This window comes from Aquimarina mytili (assembly GCF_016735115.1).
GTDB lineage: Bacteria > Bacteroidota > Bacteroidia > Flavobacteriales > Flavobacteriaceae > Aquimarina > Aquimarina mytili.
On record NZ_JAERQJ010000006.1, the window covers coordinates 119338 to 141205 of the forward strand.

Here is a 21868-nt window from a genome sequence, read left to right on the forward strand (position 1 = left end):
ATTAATCTAAATTCTAAGTACTTAATACTTTGTACCAATGATTAACTAAGTTTTTATAATTTAAAATAATCGATATATGTGTTTAGATCTTTGTCTCCACGTCCCGAGAGACTAATTACTACAACATCGTCAGGTTTGAATTTTTTGTCATTAAATATGGCCAGGGCATGTGAGGTTTCTATAGCAGGTATAATACCTTCGAGTTGTGATAATTCTAATCCTGCTGCCATAGCATCATCATCGGTTACCGAGTAAAATTCTCCTCTACCTGTTTTATACAAGTGTGAATGTAATGGCCCAACTCCAGGATAATCTAGTCCTGCTGAGATAGAGTAAGGTTCTGTAATTTGACCATCTGGTGTTTGCATCAATAAAGTTTTACAACCATGAATAATCCCTTCTTTCCCTAGTTGAGAAGTCGCAGCACTTTCTCCTGAATTGACACCTTTTCCTGCTGCTTCTACAGCAATAATACCTACATCAGGTTCATCTAAAAAATGATAATATGTACCCGCAGCATTACTACCACCACCAATACAAGCGACTACATAATCGGGGTTTTCTCGCCCTTCTTTTTCTTTGAGTTGCCATTTAATCTCTTCAGAAATGATAGATTGAAAACGTGTTACCATGTCTGGATAGGGGTGAGGACCAATTGCCGAACCAATAATATAATGTGTGTCAACGGGGTTGTTGATCCAATCACGTATAGCCTCGTTGGTTGCATCTTTAAGGGTTTTGCTACCAGATTTAGCAGGTCTTACTTCGGCTCCCAGCATCTTCATTCTTGCTACATTGGGTGCCTGCCGCTTGATATCAATTTCACCCATATATACAACACACTGTATACCCATCAAGGCACATACAGTGGCCGTAGCCACACCGTGCTGTCCAGCACCTGTTTCTGCAATGATCCTGTTTTTACCCAAACGTTTGGCGACAAGTATTTGTCCTATGGTATTGTTTACTTTGTGTGCGCCGGTATGATTAAGATCCTCGCGTTTTAGGTATACTTTGGTATTATGTTTTTCAGAAAGACGTTTGGCATAATATAACGGAGACGGTCGTCCTACATAATCTCTAAGTAATTGATTAAACTCTTCTTTAAAAGAAGGTTCGTTCATAATTTCGAGATACGTTGTACGTAATTCTTCAACATTAGGATATAGCATTTCGGGGATGTATGCTCCTCCGAAATCTCCATAATATCCTTTTTCATTTACTTGGTAACTCATATTTTTTAGTTTATAGTTGTTGGTTTCTAGTTGATAACTTCACAAGGAAATCATCAACTATCAAAAGGCAACGATTTTTTAAATGTTTGTATGTCTTCACTATTTTTTAATCCCGGTTCGATTTCAAATTTACTATTCACATCAATACCATAAATGGGCAAACCAGTGTCTACTATTGCTTTTACTTTATTAATTTCATCTAAACCGATACCACCACTTAAAATGAATGGTGTAGTGGAATTATAATTGTTTAATGCACTCCAGTCAAAAGTATATCCGTTGCCTCCTTTTTCTTTTCCTTTGGTATCGAAAAGGAAATAATCTACAATATTTTCATAAGGTGTTAAGACTTCAAAATCAAAAGTGTCTTTGATTGAGAATACTTTCCATACTTCGATAGACTTAGTGTATAGCTCTAGATGTAATTTCAAATCCTTACAATATTCTATAGTTTCATTTCCGTGTAATTGAACAGCTCTAAAATTATACTGTTTTACTTTATCTACGATAAAATCAATGGAGGCATCCACAAAAACCCCTGTTTTTTTTATGGTTGAAGGTAATTTAGGAATTTGGGCATCAAAATTTCTAGGAGATTTCTCATAGAAAATAAAGCCAAGATAATCTGGTTGTAGTGCTGCTACTGCTTCAATATTTTCTTGATATTTCATTCCGCAAACCTTCAATTTCATGATCTAATATTTTTTTGATTCCAGCCTACTTGTGAATGCTGAATTATTGATTTAGGATTTTAATGAATTCGACTGCACTGGTACCAGGGTTTTCGGTTTTCATAAAGTTTTCACCAATAAGAAAGCCTTTATAGCCATATTCTTTTAAATCTTGTATAGCTTCAATACTGCTAATCCCACTTTCTGAAACTTTTACAAAATCATCCGGAATTTGTGTGCTTAATGATTTACTAATTTCCGTACTTACTTCGAAAGTTTTTAGACTTCGGTTATTAACACCAAGCATATCCAAAGATGGCATGATTGACTTTTCTAACTCCTCTTGGTTATGTACCTCGAGTAAGACATCCAGAGATAAACTCTTTGCAAATTCTGATAAGGATTTGATTTGATCTCGGCTTAGCACTGCTGCAATTAAAAGAATAACATCAGCTCCATAGGCTTTAGCTTCTAGTAATTGATACTCGTCAATAATAAATTCTTTACGTAGTAAAGGCATTTGTACTGTTGCTCTGGCTAGTAAAAGATCATCCAGAGATCCGCCAAAATATTTACCGTCGGTTAATACAGACATGCCACAAGCTCCGGCAGTTTGATACTCTAAAGCAACGTCTTGTACACTTACTTTTTGATTAATTACAGCTTTTGAGGGGGATCTACGTTTGTGTTCGGCAATGATACCTGTATTACTATTGCGTAAAGCATTTGCCAAAGAGTTTGTATTACGATCAAATAGCACAGAGGACTCTAGTTGCTTAACTGGGATCAATCCTTTTTTAAGGGCTACCTCTTTGTACTTGTCGGCGACTATTTTATCGAGTATATTCATTGTAGTTGTTGGTTAATCGTTTATGGTTGATGGTTTTTTGTGTTTCACGTTGTATAACAATTAACTAGCTTTACTTAGTTCTTGTACTTTTTTCAAAGCCTCTAATCCTTTTCCTGATAATAATGATTCTTTGGCTTTTTCGAATCCTTGCTTTGGCTGTAGCCCTTCTACAGTTGCAATTGCCATTCCGGCGTTGGCACAGACTACATTATTTTGTGCTTCGGTACCTTTACCACTAAGAATATTCATAAAAATATCAGCAGAGGCTGAAATAGAATCTCCACCTTCGATTTCTTCTTGTTTCAGAATAGAAACACCAAAATCTTTAGGACTTAGCATACCTTCTGTAGTGTTAGAAATGGTTTTAGTGTTTCCTGTAAGCGAGATTTCATCATACCCATCTAATGCATGAATGATAGTGAAATTTTTATCTGTATTTTGATATAAATATCCATACATTCTGGCGAGTTCAAGATTAAAAACTCCTACGATTTGATTTTTTGGAAAAGCTGGATTCACCATAGGGCCCAGCATATTGAAAAAGGTTTTGACACCAAGTTCTCTTCGAATTGGAGCTACATTTTTCATTGCCGGGTGAAATAATGGTGCATGCAACACACAAATACCTGCTTCATCAATACTTCGTTTTAAGAAGTCTTTATCATTGCTAAATTTGATTCCGAGATGTTCCATGACGTTAGAACTACCACATTTTGATGATACACCATAATTACCATGTTTGGTAACTTTAATTCCGGCACCGGCCGATACAAAAGATGATAATGTAGATATGTTGAATGTGTCTTTTCCGTCCCCACCTGTTCCACAAAGGTCAATAGGATTGTATTCGCTTAGATCTACAGCAACGCATAGTTCTAACAAGGCATCTCTAAAACCTTCAAGTTCTTCAATGGTAATGCTCCGCATCATATACACGGTTAGAAAAGATGCGATTTGACTTTGGTTGTATTCTCCTTTAGATATATTAACCAAAACGTTTTTGGCTTCTTCTTTAGAGATTGTTTCGTGATTGATTAATCGATTGAGTAAATTTTTCATAGGCCCCTGATCCCGATCCTTTTCTTAAAATAAGAAGCGAATCTATATTAGATTTTTTTTTTAAATTATTACTTAGCGTCACTTTTGTTTTAATGTTAATTGTTAATCCAATTTTCTAACATTTTTTTTCCATCTGGGGTTAGTACCGATTCTGGATGGAATTGTACTCCGCGTACATCTAATTCTCTATGTCGTAAAGACATGATTTGTCCATTTTTGTCATATGATGTTACTTCTAAACATTCTGGAAGGTCTTTTTCAGCAACTACCCAGGAGTGATATCTTCCAACATCAAAGTTGTTATCCAGGCCATCAAAAAGAGGTTCGTTGTTTACAGATAGAGTGATATTGGTAGCTACGCCATGATATACTTCATCTAGATTGATAAGACTTCCTCCAAAAACTTCTCCTATGGCCTGTTGTCCTAAACAAACGCCAAAAATACTTTTGGTAGTTGCATAGGATTTGATGATGTCTTTTAGCAATCCTGCTTCGTCTGGAATTCCTGGTCCTGGAGAGAGTAATATTTTTTGGTACTGCTCAATATCCTCCAATCGTAATTGATCGTTTCGTCTTACTATAACTTCGCAGCCTAGATCCTCTAAATAATGAACTAGGTTGTATACAAATGAGTCATAGTTATCTATTACTAATATTTTTTTTCCCATTTTCAATTTTTTTAAATTTCTTCGGCTAACTTCAAGGCTTTTGTCAATGCGCCAAGTTTGTTGTATACTTCTTGTAATTCGTTTTCTTCATTAGATTCATTTACTAATCCAGCACCGGCTTGCCAATGTAGTTGATGGTTTTTGCTTAAGAATGTACGAATCATAATGGCGTGATTGAAATTACCTGAGAAATCCATAAAACCAATAGCACCACCATAGAAATCACGATTTATGGTTTCGTATTTTTCTATTAGTTGCATGGCCATATGTTTTGGTGCACCACTCAAGGTTCCTGCAGGGAAGGTGTCTGCAACGACTTGCATTGTTGTTGTATCTGCGTGTTTTTTACCAGTTACTTTGCTTACCAGGTGAATTACATGAGAGTAAAATTGAATCTCACGATATGTTTCTACGGTTACGTTGCTTCCATTACGACTTAGGTCATTGCGAGCTAAATCAACCAACATTACATGCTCTGCATTTTCTTTTTCGTCGACAGATAATTTTTTGGCAAGTTCTGCGTCTTGTTCATCGTTACCTGTACGCTTAAATGTTCCTGCAATGGGGTGAATTTCGGCAATTTGATCTTTAACAATCAATTGAGCTTCGGGAGAACTTCCAAAAATTTTAAAATCTCCATAATCAAAATAAAACAAATATGGTGATGGATTAATACTTCGTAAAGCCCTATACACGTTAAACTCATCTCCTTTAAATTTTTGTGAGAACCTCTTGGAGAGTACAAGCTGAAACACATCTCCTCGTTGACAGTGTTTTTTTGCTAGCGCAACATGTTCTTTATATTGCTCATCGTTAAGGTTAGAGGTAGTATCACCAAGGGTAGAGAAATTATAGGAGGCAAAGTTTTTAACATTTAGCAGCGATTCAATTTCTGCAATATTGCTATCAGAATCATAGCAATGTGCAAAAATATAGGCTTCATTGTTAAAGTGGTTGATAGCAATGATGTTTTGATATACCGCATATTGCATATCGGGAATGTCTAAAGTACCTTCTTTTTTGGTGATGCTAATATTTTCGAAATAGCGAACTGCATCGTAAGAAATATAACCAAAAAGCCCATTGTTAATGAATTTGAAATCACTTTTAGAGGTTTCAAATTGTTGACCAAAGTGTTCAATAATCTCTGGAATATTAGTTTCTGGAGTAATTGAAATTTTATCAGTGGTTTTATCAGGAAAAGATCGGTAAATAGTTTCGTTCTCAACCTTAATATGGGCAATGGGATTGCAGCAGATATATGAAAAACTATTTTCATTGCCCCTATAATCACTACTTTCTAATAGAAGGCTATTAGGGTAGCGATCTCTAATTTTTAGATAAACACTTACTGGGGTAATTGTGTCTGCCAGTATTTGTTTATAGTGTGTGGTTAGTTTATACTTCATTTATATATTCTTTAATTTTGATTATATCACCCCTTTTAAATCAGTAACAAAAAAAAGGCTTGTCGTGATTTGACAAGCCTTGGTATGTTTACTTAACACAATATAGGATCTATCTCACGACGCTTTCGTTCTGAGAAGACCACCACCAAATATTTGTTAAGATTATGTTCATGTTTCTTATTATTGATTCAAATATATAAATTAATTATAATTCTAAACAACAAAAATTACATTTTTAAGTCTACCGCTAATTCGAACTCATCGCTAATCGCTTTATCTCCAAGATTATCAAAGAAACTTCCAGATCCGTATTTAATATCATACTTTGTTCTATCTACTTTTAATGTAGTTGAAGCAGCATCTCCTTTTATTGCCAAATCAAACTGAATAGGATTTGTTTTTCCTTTTATAGTTAGATCTCCAGCAATTTTATATCCTTTGTCTACTTTCTTTGCTTTTGTAACTACAAGTTTTGCTGTTTTATGCTTATCAATACTAAAAAAATCGTCAGAGCTCAGATGTCCTTCTAATTTTTCTTTTCCTTTTCCGGCTTCCAAATCTGTTACAGTAAGTGAAGTCATATCTACTGTAAATTCTCCACTGGTAATACTTTCACCTTCAAAAACCAGGAATCCTTCGGATAGTTTTAATGTTCCGGTATGTTGCCCAGTAACTTTTTTACCTGTCCAGTTAATGGTACCTTCTTTAATTTCTTTTTTCTGTGCCAAAACAGAGGTTGTAGCAATAATGGCAATAGCTAAGATTAGTGATTTAAGTTTAGTTTTCATGATTTTAAAATTAAATAGTTAATAATTTATGTTCTTAGTTTATTTAATAATTTATTTAGAAGGTTTAAATCTTCTTTAGATAAGTTTTTAGTAATCCTATTTTCAAAATCAGCCATAATTGGACTAACTTTTTTAAGAAAATTCTTGCCTTCTTCTGTAATAGAAATTTCTACTTTTCTTCTGTTAGACTTACAAGTAATTCTTTTTGCGTATCCTTTATTTATTAGTTTGTCAACAAGTCGAGTGGTATTACTCATTTTGCTAACCATTCTTTCCTGTATGGTGCTAAGATTTGCAGGCTTGTCTTTTTGACCTTGCAGAATGCGGAGTACATTAAACTGTTGTAGGGATATATCATAGGCTTTAAGCTCAATGTTGATTTTATCCATTACCCAGTTTTCTGTATATAATAAATTTACAATGGCTCTTCTGGATAAAGGGAGCTTAACTTCTGTTTTTATGATGTCTTCTATATTCAATTGTAAGTACAATATTTGTATATACAAATGTATGTGATTTTCTGTTTTAGAAATTATAAATTGATATTAATTCTTTGTTAAAGTTAATTTTTGGGTTAGGTTAAATAGTATTATTGCTAAGCAAAATATATAACTGTTGATATGGTATTTGTAAAAAAAACCTAAAATATTAAAGTAATGTGCGGAAACCTTGTTAATTTTCTTTTTCTTGTTTAATGGTTTTAATAAATTAGTGTATATGTCAAAATGGGTTGTATGTATTGGGATCGTATTGTTCTTTATTAACTGTAAAGGAGAGCAACAAGTTGCACTTGAGGCTACTGATGTTTTTAAGAGCAAAGGTGTAGAGATACCTATATATGATTTTAAAAGCTTTGAGCCTTTATTAAAGATCAATGACGGAAAAACAAGGGTGATTAATTTTTGGGCCACGTGGTGTAAACCATGTGTTGCTGAATTGCCTTATTTTGAATTGATAAATAGTAGATATCCTTATAATGAGGTTGAGGTTATATTAGTTAGTTTAGATTTACCAGGGCATATTGAAGGTAAGCTTATTCCTTTTGTGAAAAAACAAAAAATTGAAAGCAAAGTAATTTTATTAGATGATCCAGATGCTAATAGTTGGATTCCTAAAGTAAGTAAAGAATGGTCAGGTTCTATACCGGCGACGATAATATATAATGGAAATACAAGCAAGTTTTTTGAACGATCTTTTACATATAATGAGTTAGAGAAAGAATTGAAAAAAATGCTTTAAAAAAATGGATTAAGTACAATACACCATAACTATGAGAACTTTAAAGATATTGGTCGGAGTAGCTTTTGTAATTGCGATAAGTGCTTTTGCAATAGATAAAGTTTCTGTTTCTGAAACAGATGATGGATATGCAATAGGAGATTTTGCAACTGATTTTGAACTAAGGAATGTTGATGATACTATGGTTTCATTATCAGATTATAAAGATGCTAAAGGGTTTATTGTAATTTTTACTTGTAATCATTGTCCGTATTCGGTGGCTTATGAGGATAGGATTATTGAATTGGATAATATGTTTAAATCTAAAGGATATCCGGTGATCGCTATTAATCCAAATAATCCAAAAGCATATCCAGATGATAGTTTTGAAAATATGAAGATAAGAGCAAAAGAAAAAGGATTTACTTTTCCTTATTTATTTGATGATGGGCAACACATATATCCTCAATATGGTGCTACCAAAACACCACATGTGTATGTGTTGGAAAAAACTCAAAATGGAAATGTTGTTAAATATATTGGCGCAATAGATAATAATTATAAAGACGCTTCTGCTGCAAATAAGAAATATGTGCAAGATGCAGTACATGCATTACTAAAAGGAGAAAAAGTTCCTGTAGAAATAACCAAAGCGATTGGTTGTAGCATAAAAGCATAGTTTTTTGATTTTTTATATAAAATAAATGAAGGTATAATTTTATACATTTCGTATAGGACTCCTATATTTGTGATATAAATAAACAAAAGCAGTCCAATTTTAATACAAAATATTTTATAAATGGCAGAAGATATCACACAAGAAGAATGGCAAGAGCGTATTGCTAATGATGATAATGCAATAATTTTAGATGTAAGAACAGAAGAAGAAGTAGAGGATGGTTTTATCCCAAATATGCTTAATATAGATATTCGCAAAGGTCAGGGATTCTTGGATGAGGTTGATAAACTTGATAAAAGTAAAAACTACTATGTGTATTGCCGATCTGGAGCGCGTAGTGCGCAAGCCTGTACTCTAATGGGGCAGATGGGATTTGAGACTACCTATAATTTGATAGGAGGTTTTATGGAATGGGATGGCGAAACAGCAGAATAATTTAGTGTCATATGAAAGTAACACCCTTTTTATTATTATCCTTTTTTTTCTTAACCACATATAGTTGTAAAGAAACAAACAAAGATAGTGCTATCGAACTCATCACTGTAGAAGAGATGGATTCGTTGTTAGAGATAAGCAAAGTACAATTAATTGATGTTAGAACGCCCAAAGAATATGCTGAAGGACATATAGAAGGAGCTGTTAATATTGATTTTAGGGATGAAAATTTTGAAGCTCTTATCGCTAAAGTTGACAAATCAAAGCCGGTAGCCGTGTATTGTGGCCGTGGTGGTAGAAGTGGTAAATGTTCGGCATTTATGAAAAAAGCTGGATTTACGAAGATTTATGATCTCGACGGCGGGATAACCGAATGGAAATTTAAAGGTAAAAAAGTGATTAGATAATATATTGATACGAATAAAAACAAAAAAGTGCTTCTTGATCAAGAAGCACTTTTTTGTTTGATGTGGAGTCGGAGAAGGCTGAAGTGTTAAGAATTGATCCGGTGGATCAATTTAGCGCAAGCGCCAGCTGATGTGCCTGCGGAATCCCCCGAAAGCACAAAATCCTGCCATTTGGCAGGATTGAAGTGGAGTCGGAGGCTATTGAACTATTAGTGTCTTGTTAATAACAGTTTATAAATATATCAAGCTGTTAGACATCTAAATAAGGTAATTGTTTATTTTTGTTATAGTTTAGAATAGTATCTAAATATAACATAATTGTCGACTAGGTTGTCGACTATAATATTCAATTAATGACCTCAACATTCTTTTTAAAACGTCCGAAATCTGAAAAGGAAACATTAATTATTTTTTCGTGTTACTTTAAAAGCGAAGGAAAGAAGTTTTTGTATTCTACAGGCGAGAAGATAAAACCAATAAATTGGGATCAACAGAATAAACAACCTATTCTAAAAGGTAAACATAAGACTGCAAGTAGTAGCATTATCAAACTACAACTGAACCGATACCCAGATGCTTTTGAGTTAATACAAAATAGATGTAAAGCAATGGGAGAAGATTTTACTTCACAAATCTTAAAAAGGGAGTTTGATACCATTTTCAAGAAAGCACCAACAGGAAAGAATACGTTTTATGATGCATTTGATGAGTTTATGGACTATAAGATTAAAATGCAAGAATGGTCACCTTCTACAATTAAGCGGTATAAGAATATCAAAAACATATTACAAGATTTTGAGAAGCAAACGAGCTATAACCTAACGTTTAGCAATATAAATGAAGTTTTTCACGCAGACTTTACAGATTATTGTATGAATATTCGTGGTCATATTAATAATACGTATTCCAGAAACCTTGGACTGTTCAAGACGTTTATGTTTTGGGCTTTAAAAAAGGGATATACTTACAATAATATATTTCTAAGCTTTGAGAAGAAAAAGAGAGTTGTGACTAAACAGATAGCTTTGACTAAAATTGATTTACAGAATCTAATGCATTATGATTTTAAAAATGAACGATTAAAGAAAGTTAGAGATGTATTTGTATTCTCTTGTGTTACAGGAATGAGGTTTGGAGAATTGCAATTATTTGAAAAAGAAGACATAGTAAATAATTCTATTGTTTTAAAAGAGGAAAAAGATACAGAGAAAGAATCTCGTGCCATACCATTAAACGAAATATCACTACACATTCTGCGTAAGTATGATTATCAATTACCATTGATAGCTAATCAAAAACAGAACGAATATATCAAAGAAGTTTTTAAGAAAGCAGGGTATACCGATGAGGTAGTAAAGACGACTACAAAAGGAAAAGAGAATATACGAGTGACGATGCCATATTATGAACGTATTAGTACGCATACAGCACGTAGAACGTTTATTACGATGATGAAAAAAGAAGGGTTATCTGATAAATTAATAGCATCGATAACAGGACATAGGGATATGAAAACGTTAAATCAGTATTATCAGGTAGATGATGCTTCCAAAGTGGAAGCCGTAAATGAAGTTTTTAACATGGATATTGGTCTATTAAAGAGAGTGAATTAAATGAAGAGAAAGGGGTTTGGTTTAGAAATAAAACTAGAAGAAGGGTCAAAAATAGGTACTATTCAGTTAAGCGATGAAACTGCAAAGTATTTAAATGAAATATCAGGCGAGAAAACTTATGTAGATTATCTTAAAGAGTTTTTAGTTGAGGAAGAGAATTTTGAAAAAGTGGATAAGGCTGTTATGCAGTGTATGGAAGATGCCTTGCCAAAGGATATAAAAGAGAATTGCAAACATTGTAAAGGAGAGACCAAGGATGAAGGTTATAAGGCTTGTACAAAATATTATCTCCAAATGAAAGCAACTTTTTCTATGGCAGCAGAAGAGTTTGTAAACATAGTTTTGAGTCATAAACATATTTATGATAACAAGTATGAATTGCAAAGGTTGACAATCAATTTTTTCAATTGTTTGAATTTTGTTAAAGGTAGAGGGATAATGTTTGTTGATTTAGAGAAGTTATCTCGTTATGCTTTAGACGCTAATTTCAAATCATTATCTCAAGTTTTTAGGGACTCCAGGATTTTGAAAAGTTTGGAGATAATAAATAATTCTTTAAACTCTCTGGGTGATCAAGAAATAGAAAACAAGGTGCTTCAGAAAGAAGATGAGAACTATATAGAACTTCAGAAAGAGTTTTTTGAGAAGAAGCAAGAAGTTTATGAAAAAAAGCTACTCATAGAAAAAGAGAAAAGTAATCTTAATCAAATAAGTGAAAAGGTCAAGAAAACAAAGCAACCAAAAAACAAGAATTTCAGCCAGAAACAAATAGCAATAGCATATTTTATTAAAGGAATTGTGATTACTTCTGATAATTATTTGGAAATATTAAGAAAACACTCCAGTACTAAAAGTGAAAAAATTCTTCAAAAAAGAATTAATAAACCAAATGAATTAACAAGATTGAGTGAGAATAAAACAGCCGATTCAAAACATCTCAAGGATTTAGAAGAAGCCAAGAGGTTGTTAAGTAGTATGAAAGATAAGAAAGCAGTAAATGATTTAGAAGCGATAATATCTACGTTTAAGAGTAATTATCATTCTTATTATTAAGGTAACAACCATTCAATTACCATACATGAGAGGTAATAATCTTATTCTCTAATGACCTTTACACCAGTAAAATTAAAATACTGGTACAATGAATAATCCATTCGAAATTCTCAATAAGCGACTAGCTAATATTGAAACACTTCTATTAGATATTAAACACAAACCAATAGAAGAAAAAAAACCCGAAAACCTTACCGTAAAAGAAACAGCAAAACTTCTAAAAGTTTCTGAGCAATCAGTGCATAATTACATAAAGCGAGGTACGCTGTCAGCTCAAAAAGTGGGTAGAATATTACTTATCAAAAGAACTGATTTAGATAACGCATTAACAGAGGTTAAGTCACTTAAATACAAAAGGGCTTAACCTCTTTGTTTATTGGGTATTACAATTTCTAAAATCAGGTAGTATGTATACATTAGCAGAAAGTGGGACAAACAAAACAGGACAGAATCACATTATTGTCAATGGAGAAGGTTCTGACCTCAACAAAAAAGAGGCGTTAAAAGGTAGAGCAAAACGAAAAACCATCACACAAATAATGATGCTTCGATTAATAGAGGTAGCACAAGAAAATGGAGAACCAGAATTGGAAAAATCCTATTGGAATACTTATTACTGCCAACAGAATATTGTTACAGCCGACGGGCGATTATATGGGAAGTATTGTAAAAACCGCTTTTGTACTTTGTGTTGTAGTATTCGCAAAGCAGAGATGATTAATAAATATTTTCCAGTGATGAAAGAATGGGAAGATCCCTATTTTCTTACTCTTACTGTGAAATCCTGCAACGCATATAACTTACCCAAATACATTAAAAAGTTTACACAAGGCATACAAAGAATAACAGAAAAGCACCGTAAAAGATACCAAAGAGGCAGAGGGAAAATGCTCATTGGGGTGCGTTCACTAGAGTGTAATTTTAACCCTAAGAAGAAAACATACAACCCACATTTGCATATAATTACTAAGGATAAATATACTGCTGAGGTTTTATTGGCTGAATGGTTGCAATTATGGACACCAAAATTTGTTAATAGAAAAGCTCAAAATCTTCAACGAGTAACTGATTTAGAGAATGGATTAGTTGAAATTATAAAATACGGAAGTAAAATATTTACCGAACCAGATTTAAGAAAAAGAGAAAAAGAATCAAGTACAGCACAAATCTATATCAAAGCTTTAGATACAATACTAACGGCAATGAAAGGTAAGCGTATTTTTGATCGATTTGGTTTTAACTCACCAAAGAAAACAACAAAACAAAAATTCTCGGCAAAGTTGCTTAGTAATTATAACGAATGGGAATATAACTCAAAAACAGCTGATTGGGAGAATGTTGCTACAGGTGAACTGTTAAGTGGATATGAGATACCCTCGCACTTGCAGGCTCTTTTAGAAAATAATATAAATACTAGTCTAGAGTAGTTCTTTCTTTATAAGGTAAATCGAATGTAAAAATTATTTTTCCCAGTATCGAAAAATGAAACTAGGATGTTCTAGTATTGCATCAGAAAACAGAAAAACATCATGCAAACTATGAGGAAAACCGTAACATTTGAGAAAAAACATCACTTTTTTGTGTTGTTCAACTATTATTTAAGACATCCTATCGAAAAGTTGAAAACACAGGGGGTTTTTCCCCCCATGCGTTTTAAAAATTAGCACTAGTTTTGTCGCTTTGTTTAAAGAAACCTCAAAATAAATCACATATATGAACCATTCAGTATTACGCTATGTATATCTAGTACTTAGCTTTCTATTCATTCAAAATACAATCGCCCAATCGGGTTTTTACGGGGGCTATGGTACTGCTATAAAGGCTGCACCTACAGCTGCCAAAGCGACCAAAGCCAGTGGTGCTAGTGTAGATCTCACCACTGGGACCGTACAACAGTCTGTACCGATCTATACGATCAAACAAAACGGAGTAAGTTGGCCGGTAGGTTTGCAATACCGCTATACCGGGCTACAGGTGATGGAAGAACCCTCACCCATTGGACTGGGTTGGGGTCTTGTTGCTACCGGGATGATCTCTAGAGAAGTTAGAGGTTTGCCCGATGATCATCCTAAAGGATATCATGGAGCAGAACGATTAAAAGATAGCATCTTGGATCCCTATTATCATTTTGATCCGAATAACAGCCCGGGTACTGCCGGTAAGCAAGTGATGAAAGAACATCATGCGTATCTACTGGCTAATGGTATGGTCGATGGCGAGCCGGATTTATTTAAAGTGAATGCAGGCGCCTTAAGTTTTTCCTTTAAGATCGGGAACAATGGCCAACCGGTACTGTTATCTCATCATAATGTAGTGGTTAACTTTGGTTGGGACCAAATCGAAGTAATCGATGCTGAAGGAGTGAAATACTTTTTTGGGGCCAAAGAAATCTTTGATCCCTATGAGCCTGATTTGGGTTTTCTTCCTTTGGCAGAAGGAGATTATTATACTTATGCTCGTAGTTGGTATCTTAGCAGTATACAACCGCCCAATACCACCCAGCAAATTACTTTTGAGTATCAACACCAAACCGATAGAAAGAAGGCTTTTGTACCTAAGGTGTATTCACTAAAATCATTATCCTCAGAGTTTTTATTCGATCAGGATTTTGAAGGAGATGATCCCAAGACAGATCCGTATATCTATCCCCATGTGCGTATGGATGTGGATGTGACCACCCCGGTACTCACCAAAATCAACTTTGCTGAAGGGTCTTTAAATTTTACTGTTAAACCAGGTACTTCAGGGACCTATCAACAGTATAATCGTATTGCCCTTACCGATTTTCATAACAATACGATTAACAAATACGATTTGTTTACCCAGCGATCTCGACGTTTGCTTACCGAGATCAAAAAGAATGATCAGTTAGAGGTTCGATTCGAGTATTATCATCAGGAGGATCCTCGTGCGATTCCTGATTATGAATTTGATACAGAAGAAGCGACCCTGGGGATGGATAGATGGGGGTATTATGCCGGAAGGCAATTATCGTCGAGTGAAACAGATCCTGTTATACGAGAGTATCCCGATTTTAAAGGAACCGTGCAAGGCGCCTTAAAAACCATAACCGGTAAAAGCGGCGGACAAACTAAGATCGAATATGAATTGAATTCATACGCTAAAGCGTATGGCGGGGTTCGAGTAAAAAGCATCGAGAGTTGCGGAGGAACTACCACAGCATGTACAAAAAAGGAATATGACTATAGCAAAGAAGAGTTAGGCTCTAGTGCCCAAATTAACTCTGTAGTTCATAACACAAACAGTGCAAATTATGTAGGCCCTGCCGAACCTATTTATTATGCACAGGTGAGTGAACGAGTGGTATCTTCGGATCCCAACGAAGAGATCCATAACGGACGAACAGTCTATACCTTTGAAGATCCTGAGGTGTTTGAAAATATAGGAAACTTTAGCGATTCACTAGTTCATAATCTTGCTCCTCGTGGAGAGGTAGAGGGCGATATCCGAATCAAATCGATACGTACCTATAAGCATATCGATGGTACTCCACAACCCACCGAACAATTGCTGACCGAACAACATTACGAATATATCCCTGTGCAGATGAATAGGGATGCCTTCGGAAACTCCTTAGATCCTAATTATCCCTATGGGCTTAAAGTGCGTTCTAACAAAGGGGTAAAACAAGAATTGAATTTGAGAGAATTCATCCGTAGAGAATTAGAAAGGAACGGTAGCGGACTTCTTCCGTACTTGCATCAGTTGATTCCTGGATTTCGTGAGGTGTATGAAGAAGGTACGCAGGTAGCCTATGAACATTGGGCAACACAAGCGATGAATAAAGTTGATCTGGTACAAGGGTTTTCATTTGCAAAATATATCCTGGCCGTGGGTGATGAAGATGCTGCTGCTTGGATGAAGAAATATGAAATAGAAACGTATAAAGAAACGAACATCCAACCGCTTCAAAAACGAGTGGTAAGCAGAACCTATTCGGATACAGACCCTACGCAGTATACCGAAAACATCACAGAATATCTCTATGATGCTTATCACCAAATGATAGGGCAGACGCAAACCAATTCTAAAGGGGAGAAACAGCAATCGAACTATTACTACCCGTATCATCCTGATATTAATAATACAACCCTTATCAATGCGCATCGTATGGCCTCACCGGTAAAGACAGAAACCTTTATCGGGCCTAAAAAACAAGCCACTGCGGTAGTAAATTTTAATACCACAGCCACAGGATATTACCTGCCCTCTGTGATACAAGGGGCCAAAGAAGGCGCTCCGATGCAAGATCAAACGATCTATCACCGCTATGATGCCAAAGGAAATGCTTTAGAAGTCTCCCAAGGTAAAGGCCCACATACGGTCTATATCTGGGGATATAACGATCTATACCCCATCGCTAAGATCGGTAATGCAACTTATAATCAAGTAGCTGGTTTTGTTAACGATCTTAAAGCCAAATCGAATGCCGATATCGATCGTACGTTAGAGTATACCGGTGCCGAAGGTGCCCTGCGACAAGGGCTGGATGCCCTACGCGATGCCTTGCCTAATGCCATTGTAACCACCTATACCTATGATCCGCTGATTGGACTCACCAGTACGACCGATCCAAGAGGATATACTATCTATTATGAGTATGATGGCTTGTATCGTTTACTGCATACCCGAGATGCTGAGCATAATATCATTAATAAATACTACTATAACGATAGTGGGATACAGTACGATCCTATAGTGGCTAGTATTACATCAGATAAGAACTGGATGGATACCAATACCACCTTACAGATTCGATCTACAGTGAGTGGAGGATCAGAGCGATATTCGTATCAATGGGAGGTCACTAAACCTGGTAGTGCTACTCAGTATTTTACAACCAAAGACATTAGTCTGCAAGCAGGAGGTGCTGAGGGTATGGCTACTGTAAAACTTACGATCACCGATATCATTACCAGTAAAACCAAGGTGGTGAACAAGTCGATTAGTATTTATCCCCCGCTTTCGGGATCGGCTGGTCAAATCATAAGACCTGCAAATCATGCTATAAACACTACGGCTTCGTTTAATGTAACTCCAAACGGGGGATCAGGAAGCTATACCTATAACTGGACTATTAGCGGGCGTGCGGCTACCTATACCAGCAGCCAAAAATCGTTCGGTCTCTATATGAATTATAACTATTATGGCAATGTAAACATACAATGTGTGGTACGCGATACCAAGACCGGAGACGCTAAAACACTAACAACAACCATGAACGTATACGATGGCCTATGGTCAGCTTCTATAGCCACGATACGCCATAGTTCGCCTACAGGGACTAAAAAATTAGAACTATTGGCCAAAGCAGCAGCAGGCTCTGGTAGCTATAGCTACAAATGGTATGTCAACGGAAGCTATAAAGGAAGCTCATCTAGTTTAAATATTACCCTAAGATGTAGCGGTCCAAGATCAGAAACCGTACAATGTATTATCACCGATAATATAACAGGTAAGACACCATCTACGACCCGAACCTTTAGCATAGGAGACTCAGAATGTAGTAGCTCTGGCGGCGGTGGCGGCGGAGGCGGAATCGGGATTTCACAACCTGATAACAACCAATAACCTAAGCCTACCACAAGATGAAACAAAGACATAAAACATATACGTTGATGAATACTATAATCAAAAACACACTATATATCATAGGACTACTGCTTACCATAAGCACTACCTATGCCCAGGGATTAGTCCCGTCTGAAGATCAAAACTATGTCATGGCAGTACAGGCACTACAGCCTTTTACTTCTGCCAATGCCTTAGAGACGGCACCCGAAGATCAAAAAGTCCAAACCATCACCTATTATGATGGATTGGGTAGACCCATACAGCAAAATGCCATCAATGCCTCGACGGGCAATAAAGATATTATTTCTCATATCGAGTATGACGGCTTGGGTAGACAAACCAAACAATATCTGCCTTTTGAAGCCACAGGCGTACCTGGGAGTTACAGAGAAGTGAATATCCACCAGGATATCAATGCCTATTACCAAAACAAATATCCCGATGATTTTGCAGGAGTACCTGTAGAAGAAGTCAATGCCTATAGCGAGACCATTCTGGAGGCTTCCCCGCTTAATCGGGCACAAGAACAAGCGGCTCCGGGAGCAACCTGGAAGTATACGCGTCATAAAGATCCGGTATATGCCAGTTTTCCAGCCGATTTAAACTATGTAAAGAACTGGACTGCATCCGACGTTTTGGACCCCTATGCACCTGCATATACTTCTATTGATTTGGATAATGTCGTTGCTATAACGATTAACAATGCAGAGCTTAAACTATGGATATGGGCAAGGCCAGAATTGGGCATCGAGGTATTGTCTACAGGAGAACTTCGAAAAATCGATGTTTACCCTGAAATCGAATTTGCAGATTTAGGGCAGTTGACCGATGTAAACGATACCCCAATCGATTATAAAGCCAGCATTGAAAATAACTACCTTGTGATTACTCCAATAGGTGGTAATCCAAGGCCTTTAACCAACGGAGTAAAGATAAGAAGCACCTACGATCTTAGTCCTATCCAATACATTAAAGAGTATCACAAGTATGTGACCAACGAGCATACCGTAAAATCAGCATATGGCCTTAATAAAGCATCAGAAGTATTGCGTTTTGATGTGGTGATGACGGGGGGTGTTCCTACACTAGTACCCAATGGTAGCTATGCAGCAGGACAGCTAAGCAAGAGTATCGTTAAAAACGAAAACTGGACCCCAGCCGATGGCAAGAACAAAACGGCAGAGAGTTTTACCGATAAAAATGGGCGTACACTTTTAAGCCGATCGTACAATAATGGGCAAACAATAGATACGTATAATGTCTATGATGATTATGGTAATCTTACGTACGTGATACCACCAAAGGTGGTGACAAGTGATGGAATTTCTACCGAAGAACTCAATGAACTGATATATCAATATAAATACGATGAACTTAACCGATTGATAGAAAGGAAAGACCCAGGCAAAGGGTGGGAGTATATCGTATATAACGAACTTGATCAACCCGTATTGACCCAGGATGAAATCATGAATGCAAAGGGCCAATGGCTCTTTACCAAATACGATGGTTTGGGTAGATTCTCCTATAGTGGGATGTATATCGATACCCGAGATCGGGCAGCAATTCAGCTAGAGGTTAATGCCCTCACTACTCTTTGGGAGCAACGAGGAGCGGTAACCGATATAGGGGGGACTACGGTGCATTATAGCAATATGGCTTTCCCAACAACTGGTATTGAGCTATACACCATTAGCTATTATGATGATTATAATGTGAATCTTCCTATAGAGCTTGCTAATCCTGGCACAGTCTATAACGTGCCTATAACTAATAATACCAAAACCCTTCCTACGGTAGGTAAAGTAAGGGTTCTAGAAACCAATGATTGGACCACTTCAGTAACCTATTATGATAACAAGGCACGACCTGTATATGTAGTAAGTAAAGATGAGTATCTAAATACTATAGAAACAATAGCGACCGAATTAGATTTTACAGGTAAAGTGATTCAAAGTACCACCACCCATACAAAAGGCAGTAATGCACCGATTGTAACCATCGATAGGTTTACCTATGATCATATAGGTAGAGTACTTACGCAAACGCAAAAGATCAATGATCAGACCGAAGAAGTAATTGCCAGTAACGAGTATGACAATCTTGGGCAATTGGTGGCCAAAAATGTTGGGGGCGGCCTGCAGCATGTAGATTACAAAACAAACATACGCGGTTGGTTAACGGCGATTAATGATGGCGATACCGCTAATGGGGATCTGTTTGGCTATGCGATCCATTATAACAAACCTACCGAAAATCTTGGGGCAAAAGCCCTGTATAACGGTAATATCAGCGAGATCACCTGGAAAACCGCCAACGACCATACCCAGAGGGCGTATGGGTATAAATATGATGCGTTGGATCGATTAACCCAAGCGATTAGTAATGATGGTAAGTATGATCTTAGTAGCATCACTTATGACAACATGGGGAATATCCAATCTCTGGATAGAAAAGGACACCTAGATGCTAATGCCACGACTTTTGGGGGGATGGATAAACTATCCTATACCTATGAAGCTACAGGGCATAAGTTATTAAGTGTAACTGATGCTGGCCATACCACTTTTGGGTTTAAAGATGGTAATACCGTAGGTAATGATTATGAGTATGACCAAAATGGGAGTATCACCGTAGATAAAAACAAAGGAATTACTAATATCGAGTATAACCATCTGGATTTACCCGTTAAGATTACCTTTGAGAATAATACCAACAAAACCATTGAATATGTCTATGATGCTACAGGGAGCAAGCTAAAAAAGATCCTTACTGATGGTACTAATACTATCACAACGGAATATGCCGGTGGTGCTCAATACAAAAACGGGGATCTTGAGTTTATGGGGCAACCCGAAGGATATGTAGAACCCTCAAATAATGGATTCATTTATGTCTACCAGTTTGTTGATCACCTAGGTAACATCAGATTATCATATTCAGACAAGAATGATGATGGTAGCATTACCCAAGAGGAGATTGTAGAAGAAAATAATTACTATCCCTTTGGACTTGCACATCGAGGGTATAATACTGCCATTAGAGGTAAAAAACATAACTATAAGTACAATAATACAGAACTAGAAGAAGGTCTTGGACTAAACTGGTATGAGATGCCTTTACGTAGTTACGATCCAACTACTGCAAGGTGGAATAGACAAGACCCCGTAATACATCATGGCTTATCAACCTATAATGCTTTTGATAATAACCCGATCTATTATGCGGATCCTAGTGGTGGAAATAGTACGAAAGATGGTGAAGCTAGAAATAGAGATAATAGAGATGACAATAAAGATAGTAATGCAAATGCTATATCCATAAGCGGAAATACTATCACTATTAATTTGAATAATACTCCTGATGGCGGAGGTTCCATTTGGTTCAACAATGATGCTAACAATGGTGCCGGGCACTCATGGAATTTCAGCCATGATGAGGCATTAGAGATTTTTGAAACATCAAGTTGGGTTGCAAAAGGTGATAGAACTGCTCTTTCTGAAGTTATGGTTTCTGACCACAGAGGTTTTAACCCTACCTATGCAGGAGCTGCTCTTCAGACTGAAGCCAATATTTATTCTACCAAATGGTATAAACGAAATTATGGAGGTGATGGTAGTGGTAGTTTTATGGATAATATAAATCGTTTTGTTTATGAGACAGATAAAATTAATCCTATAGCTATTCTCTGGGATACTGCGAGTTATTCTGCTACGGGTGAAGATAGAAGAGGTAATGCAATGACTCCTGCAGAAGCTAACTTAAATGCGATAGGCGTAGTTCCCGTAGGTAGACTTGGATCATTAACAACGAATACCGCCTCAAACCTGTGGAAAGTTGGAAAATACAATGCAATTAGAGGGTTAGAAAAAGGTTTAGATGCTCATCATGTCGGTCAAGCTGCTTTGATGGAAAGACTAATTCCTAATTATAATAGAAGAACTGCTCCTTCAATTCTAGTGCCTAAGGTTGGACATACAATTAGAGGGGTTAATGGAATTGTATCAAGAAGTACTAAAGGTTTAACAAGTCCCCGTCAAGTATTGGCTCGTGACATTTTTGAACTTAGGAGGGTATATCCTGATATACCTAACGAGGCATTGCAATCCGTAATCAAAATGAATAAAGCAATGTATGGTAGTGCATTTGCCAAAAAACCATAATTTTACAGTGTAATATTAAAATTGT

The 21868-nt window shown here is 36.1% G+C and carries 18 protein-coding genes; 10 read left to right on the top strand and 8 right to left on the bottom strand.

The window, feature by feature from the left end; translation table 11 throughout:
• Positions 1 to 53 precede the first annotated feature (53 nt).
• The 8 genes from trpB to JJQ60_RS15105 form a co-directional block, all read right to left on the bottom strand.
• The gene (gene trpB, locus JJQ60_RS15070) at positions 54 to 1235 is read right to left on the bottom strand and encodes a tryptophan synthase subunit beta (RefSeq protein WP_201921950.1); all 1182 of its coding nucleotides are present in this window, start codon (positions 1233 to 1235) and stop codon (positions 54 to 56) included.
• A gap of 53 nt (positions 1236 to 1288) precedes the next feature.
• Entirely contained in the window at positions 1289 to 1927 is a 639-nt protein-coding gene (locus JJQ60_RS15075) for a phosphoribosylanthranilate isomerase (RefSeq protein WP_236669139.1), read from the bottom strand.
• A gap of 43 nt (positions 1928 to 1970) precedes the next feature.
• Entirely contained in the window at positions 1971 to 2756 is a 786-nt protein-coding gene (gene trpC, locus JJQ60_RS15080) for an indole-3-glycerol phosphate synthase TrpC (RefSeq protein ID WP_201921953.1), read from the bottom strand.
• 60 nt (positions 2757 to 2816) lie between these two features.
• Positions 2817 to 3815 (bottom strand): anthranilate phosphoribosyltransferase, encoded by a 999-nt coding sequence (trpD, locus tag JJQ60_RS15085; RefSeq protein WP_201921956.1) that lies wholly within the window; start codon positions 3813 to 3815, stop codon positions 2817 to 2819.
• Positions 3816 to 3910: 95 nt separating this feature from the next.
• A complete protein-coding gene (locus tag JJQ60_RS15090; protein WP_201921959.1) occupies positions 3911 to 4483 on the bottom strand; it encodes an anthranilate synthase component II in 573 nt (190 codons plus the stop codon).
• Between the two features lie 11 nt (positions 4484 to 4494).
• A complete protein-coding gene (locus JJQ60_RS15095) occupies positions 4495 to 5892 on the bottom strand; it encodes an anthranilate synthase component I family protein (RefSeq protein ID WP_201921963.1) in 1398 nt (465 codons plus the stop codon).
• A gap of 227 nt (positions 5893 to 6119) precedes the next feature.
• Positions 6120 to 6680, bottom strand: a complete 561-nt coding sequence (locus JJQ60_RS15100) for a YceI family protein (RefSeq protein ID WP_201921966.1) — start codon at positions 6678 to 6680, stop codon at positions 6120 to 6122.
• A 26-nt stretch (positions 6681 to 6706) separates the two neighbouring features.
• Positions 6707 to 7186 carry a MarR family winged helix-turn-helix transcriptional regulator gene (locus JJQ60_RS15105; RefSeq protein WP_236669140.1) on the bottom strand — a complete coding sequence of 160 codons (480 nt, stop codon included), beginning with the start codon at positions 7184 to 7186 and terminating at the stop codon, positions 6707 to 6709.
• A 211-nt stretch (positions 7187 to 7397) separates the two neighbouring features.
• Here JJQ60_RS15105 and JJQ60_RS15110 point away from each other — a divergent pair, with 211 nt between their 5' ends.
• The 10 genes from JJQ60_RS15110 to JJQ60_RS15155 all read left to right on the top strand — a co-directional run bounded on the left by JJQ60_RS15110 (position 7398) and on the right by JJQ60_RS15155 (position 21843).
• A complete protein-coding gene (locus JJQ60_RS15110) occupies positions 7398 to 7919 on the top strand; it encodes a TlpA family protein disulfide reductase (RefSeq protein WP_201921971.1) in 522 nt (173 codons plus the stop codon).
• A gap of 31 nt (positions 7920 to 7950) precedes the next feature.
• Entirely contained in the window at positions 7951 to 8577 is a 627-nt protein-coding gene (locus JJQ60_RS15115) for a thioredoxin family protein (RefSeq protein WP_201921973.1), read from the top strand.
• Positions 8578 to 8697: 120 nt separating this feature from the next.
• The gene (locus JJQ60_RS15120; protein ID WP_201921976.1) at positions 8698 to 9012 is read left to right on the top strand and encodes a rhodanese-like domain-containing protein; all 315 of its coding nucleotides are present in this window, start codon (positions 8698 to 8700) and stop codon (positions 9010 to 9012) included.
• An 11-nt stretch (positions 9013 to 9023) separates the two neighbouring features.
• A complete protein-coding gene (locus JJQ60_RS15125; RefSeq protein ID WP_201921979.1) occupies positions 9024 to 9419 on the top strand; it encodes a rhodanese-like domain-containing protein in 396 nt (131 codons plus the stop codon).
• Positions 9420 to 9772: 353 nt separating this feature from the next.
• A complete protein-coding gene (locus tag JJQ60_RS15130) occupies positions 9773 to 11032 on the top strand; it encodes a tyrosine-type recombinase/integrase (protein ID WP_201921982.1) in 1260 nt (419 codons plus the stop codon).
• Positions 11033 to 12085 (top strand): hypothetical protein, encoded by a 1053-nt coding sequence (locus tag JJQ60_RS15135; RefSeq protein ID WP_201921984.1) that lies wholly within the window; start codon positions 11033 to 11035, stop codon positions 12083 to 12085.
• An 88-nt stretch (positions 12086 to 12173) separates the two neighbouring features.
• A complete protein-coding gene (locus JJQ60_RS15140; RefSeq protein WP_201921986.1) occupies positions 12174 to 12449 on the top strand; it encodes a helix-turn-helix domain-containing protein in 276 nt (91 codons plus the stop codon).
• 43 nt (positions 12450 to 12492) lie between these two features.
• Positions 12493 to 13512 carry a protein rep gene (locus JJQ60_RS15145; RefSeq protein WP_201921989.1) on the top strand — a complete coding sequence of 340 codons (1020 nt, stop codon included), beginning with the start codon at positions 12493 to 12495 and terminating at the stop codon, positions 13510 to 13512.
• A 286-nt stretch (positions 13513 to 13798) separates the two neighbouring features.
• Complete coding sequence (locus tag JJQ60_RS15150; RefSeq protein WP_201921992.1) at positions 13799 to 17677, top strand: RHS repeat domain-containing protein; 3879 nt, start codon at positions 13799 to 13801, stop codon at positions 17675 to 17677.
• Between the two features lie 47 nt (positions 17678 to 17724).
• Positions 17725 to 21843, top strand: a complete 4119-nt coding sequence (locus tag JJQ60_RS15155) for a DUF6443 domain-containing protein (protein WP_201921995.1) — start codon at positions 17725 to 17727, stop codon at positions 21841 to 21843.
• The last annotated feature ends 25 nt before the right edge of the window (positions 21844 to 21868 follow it).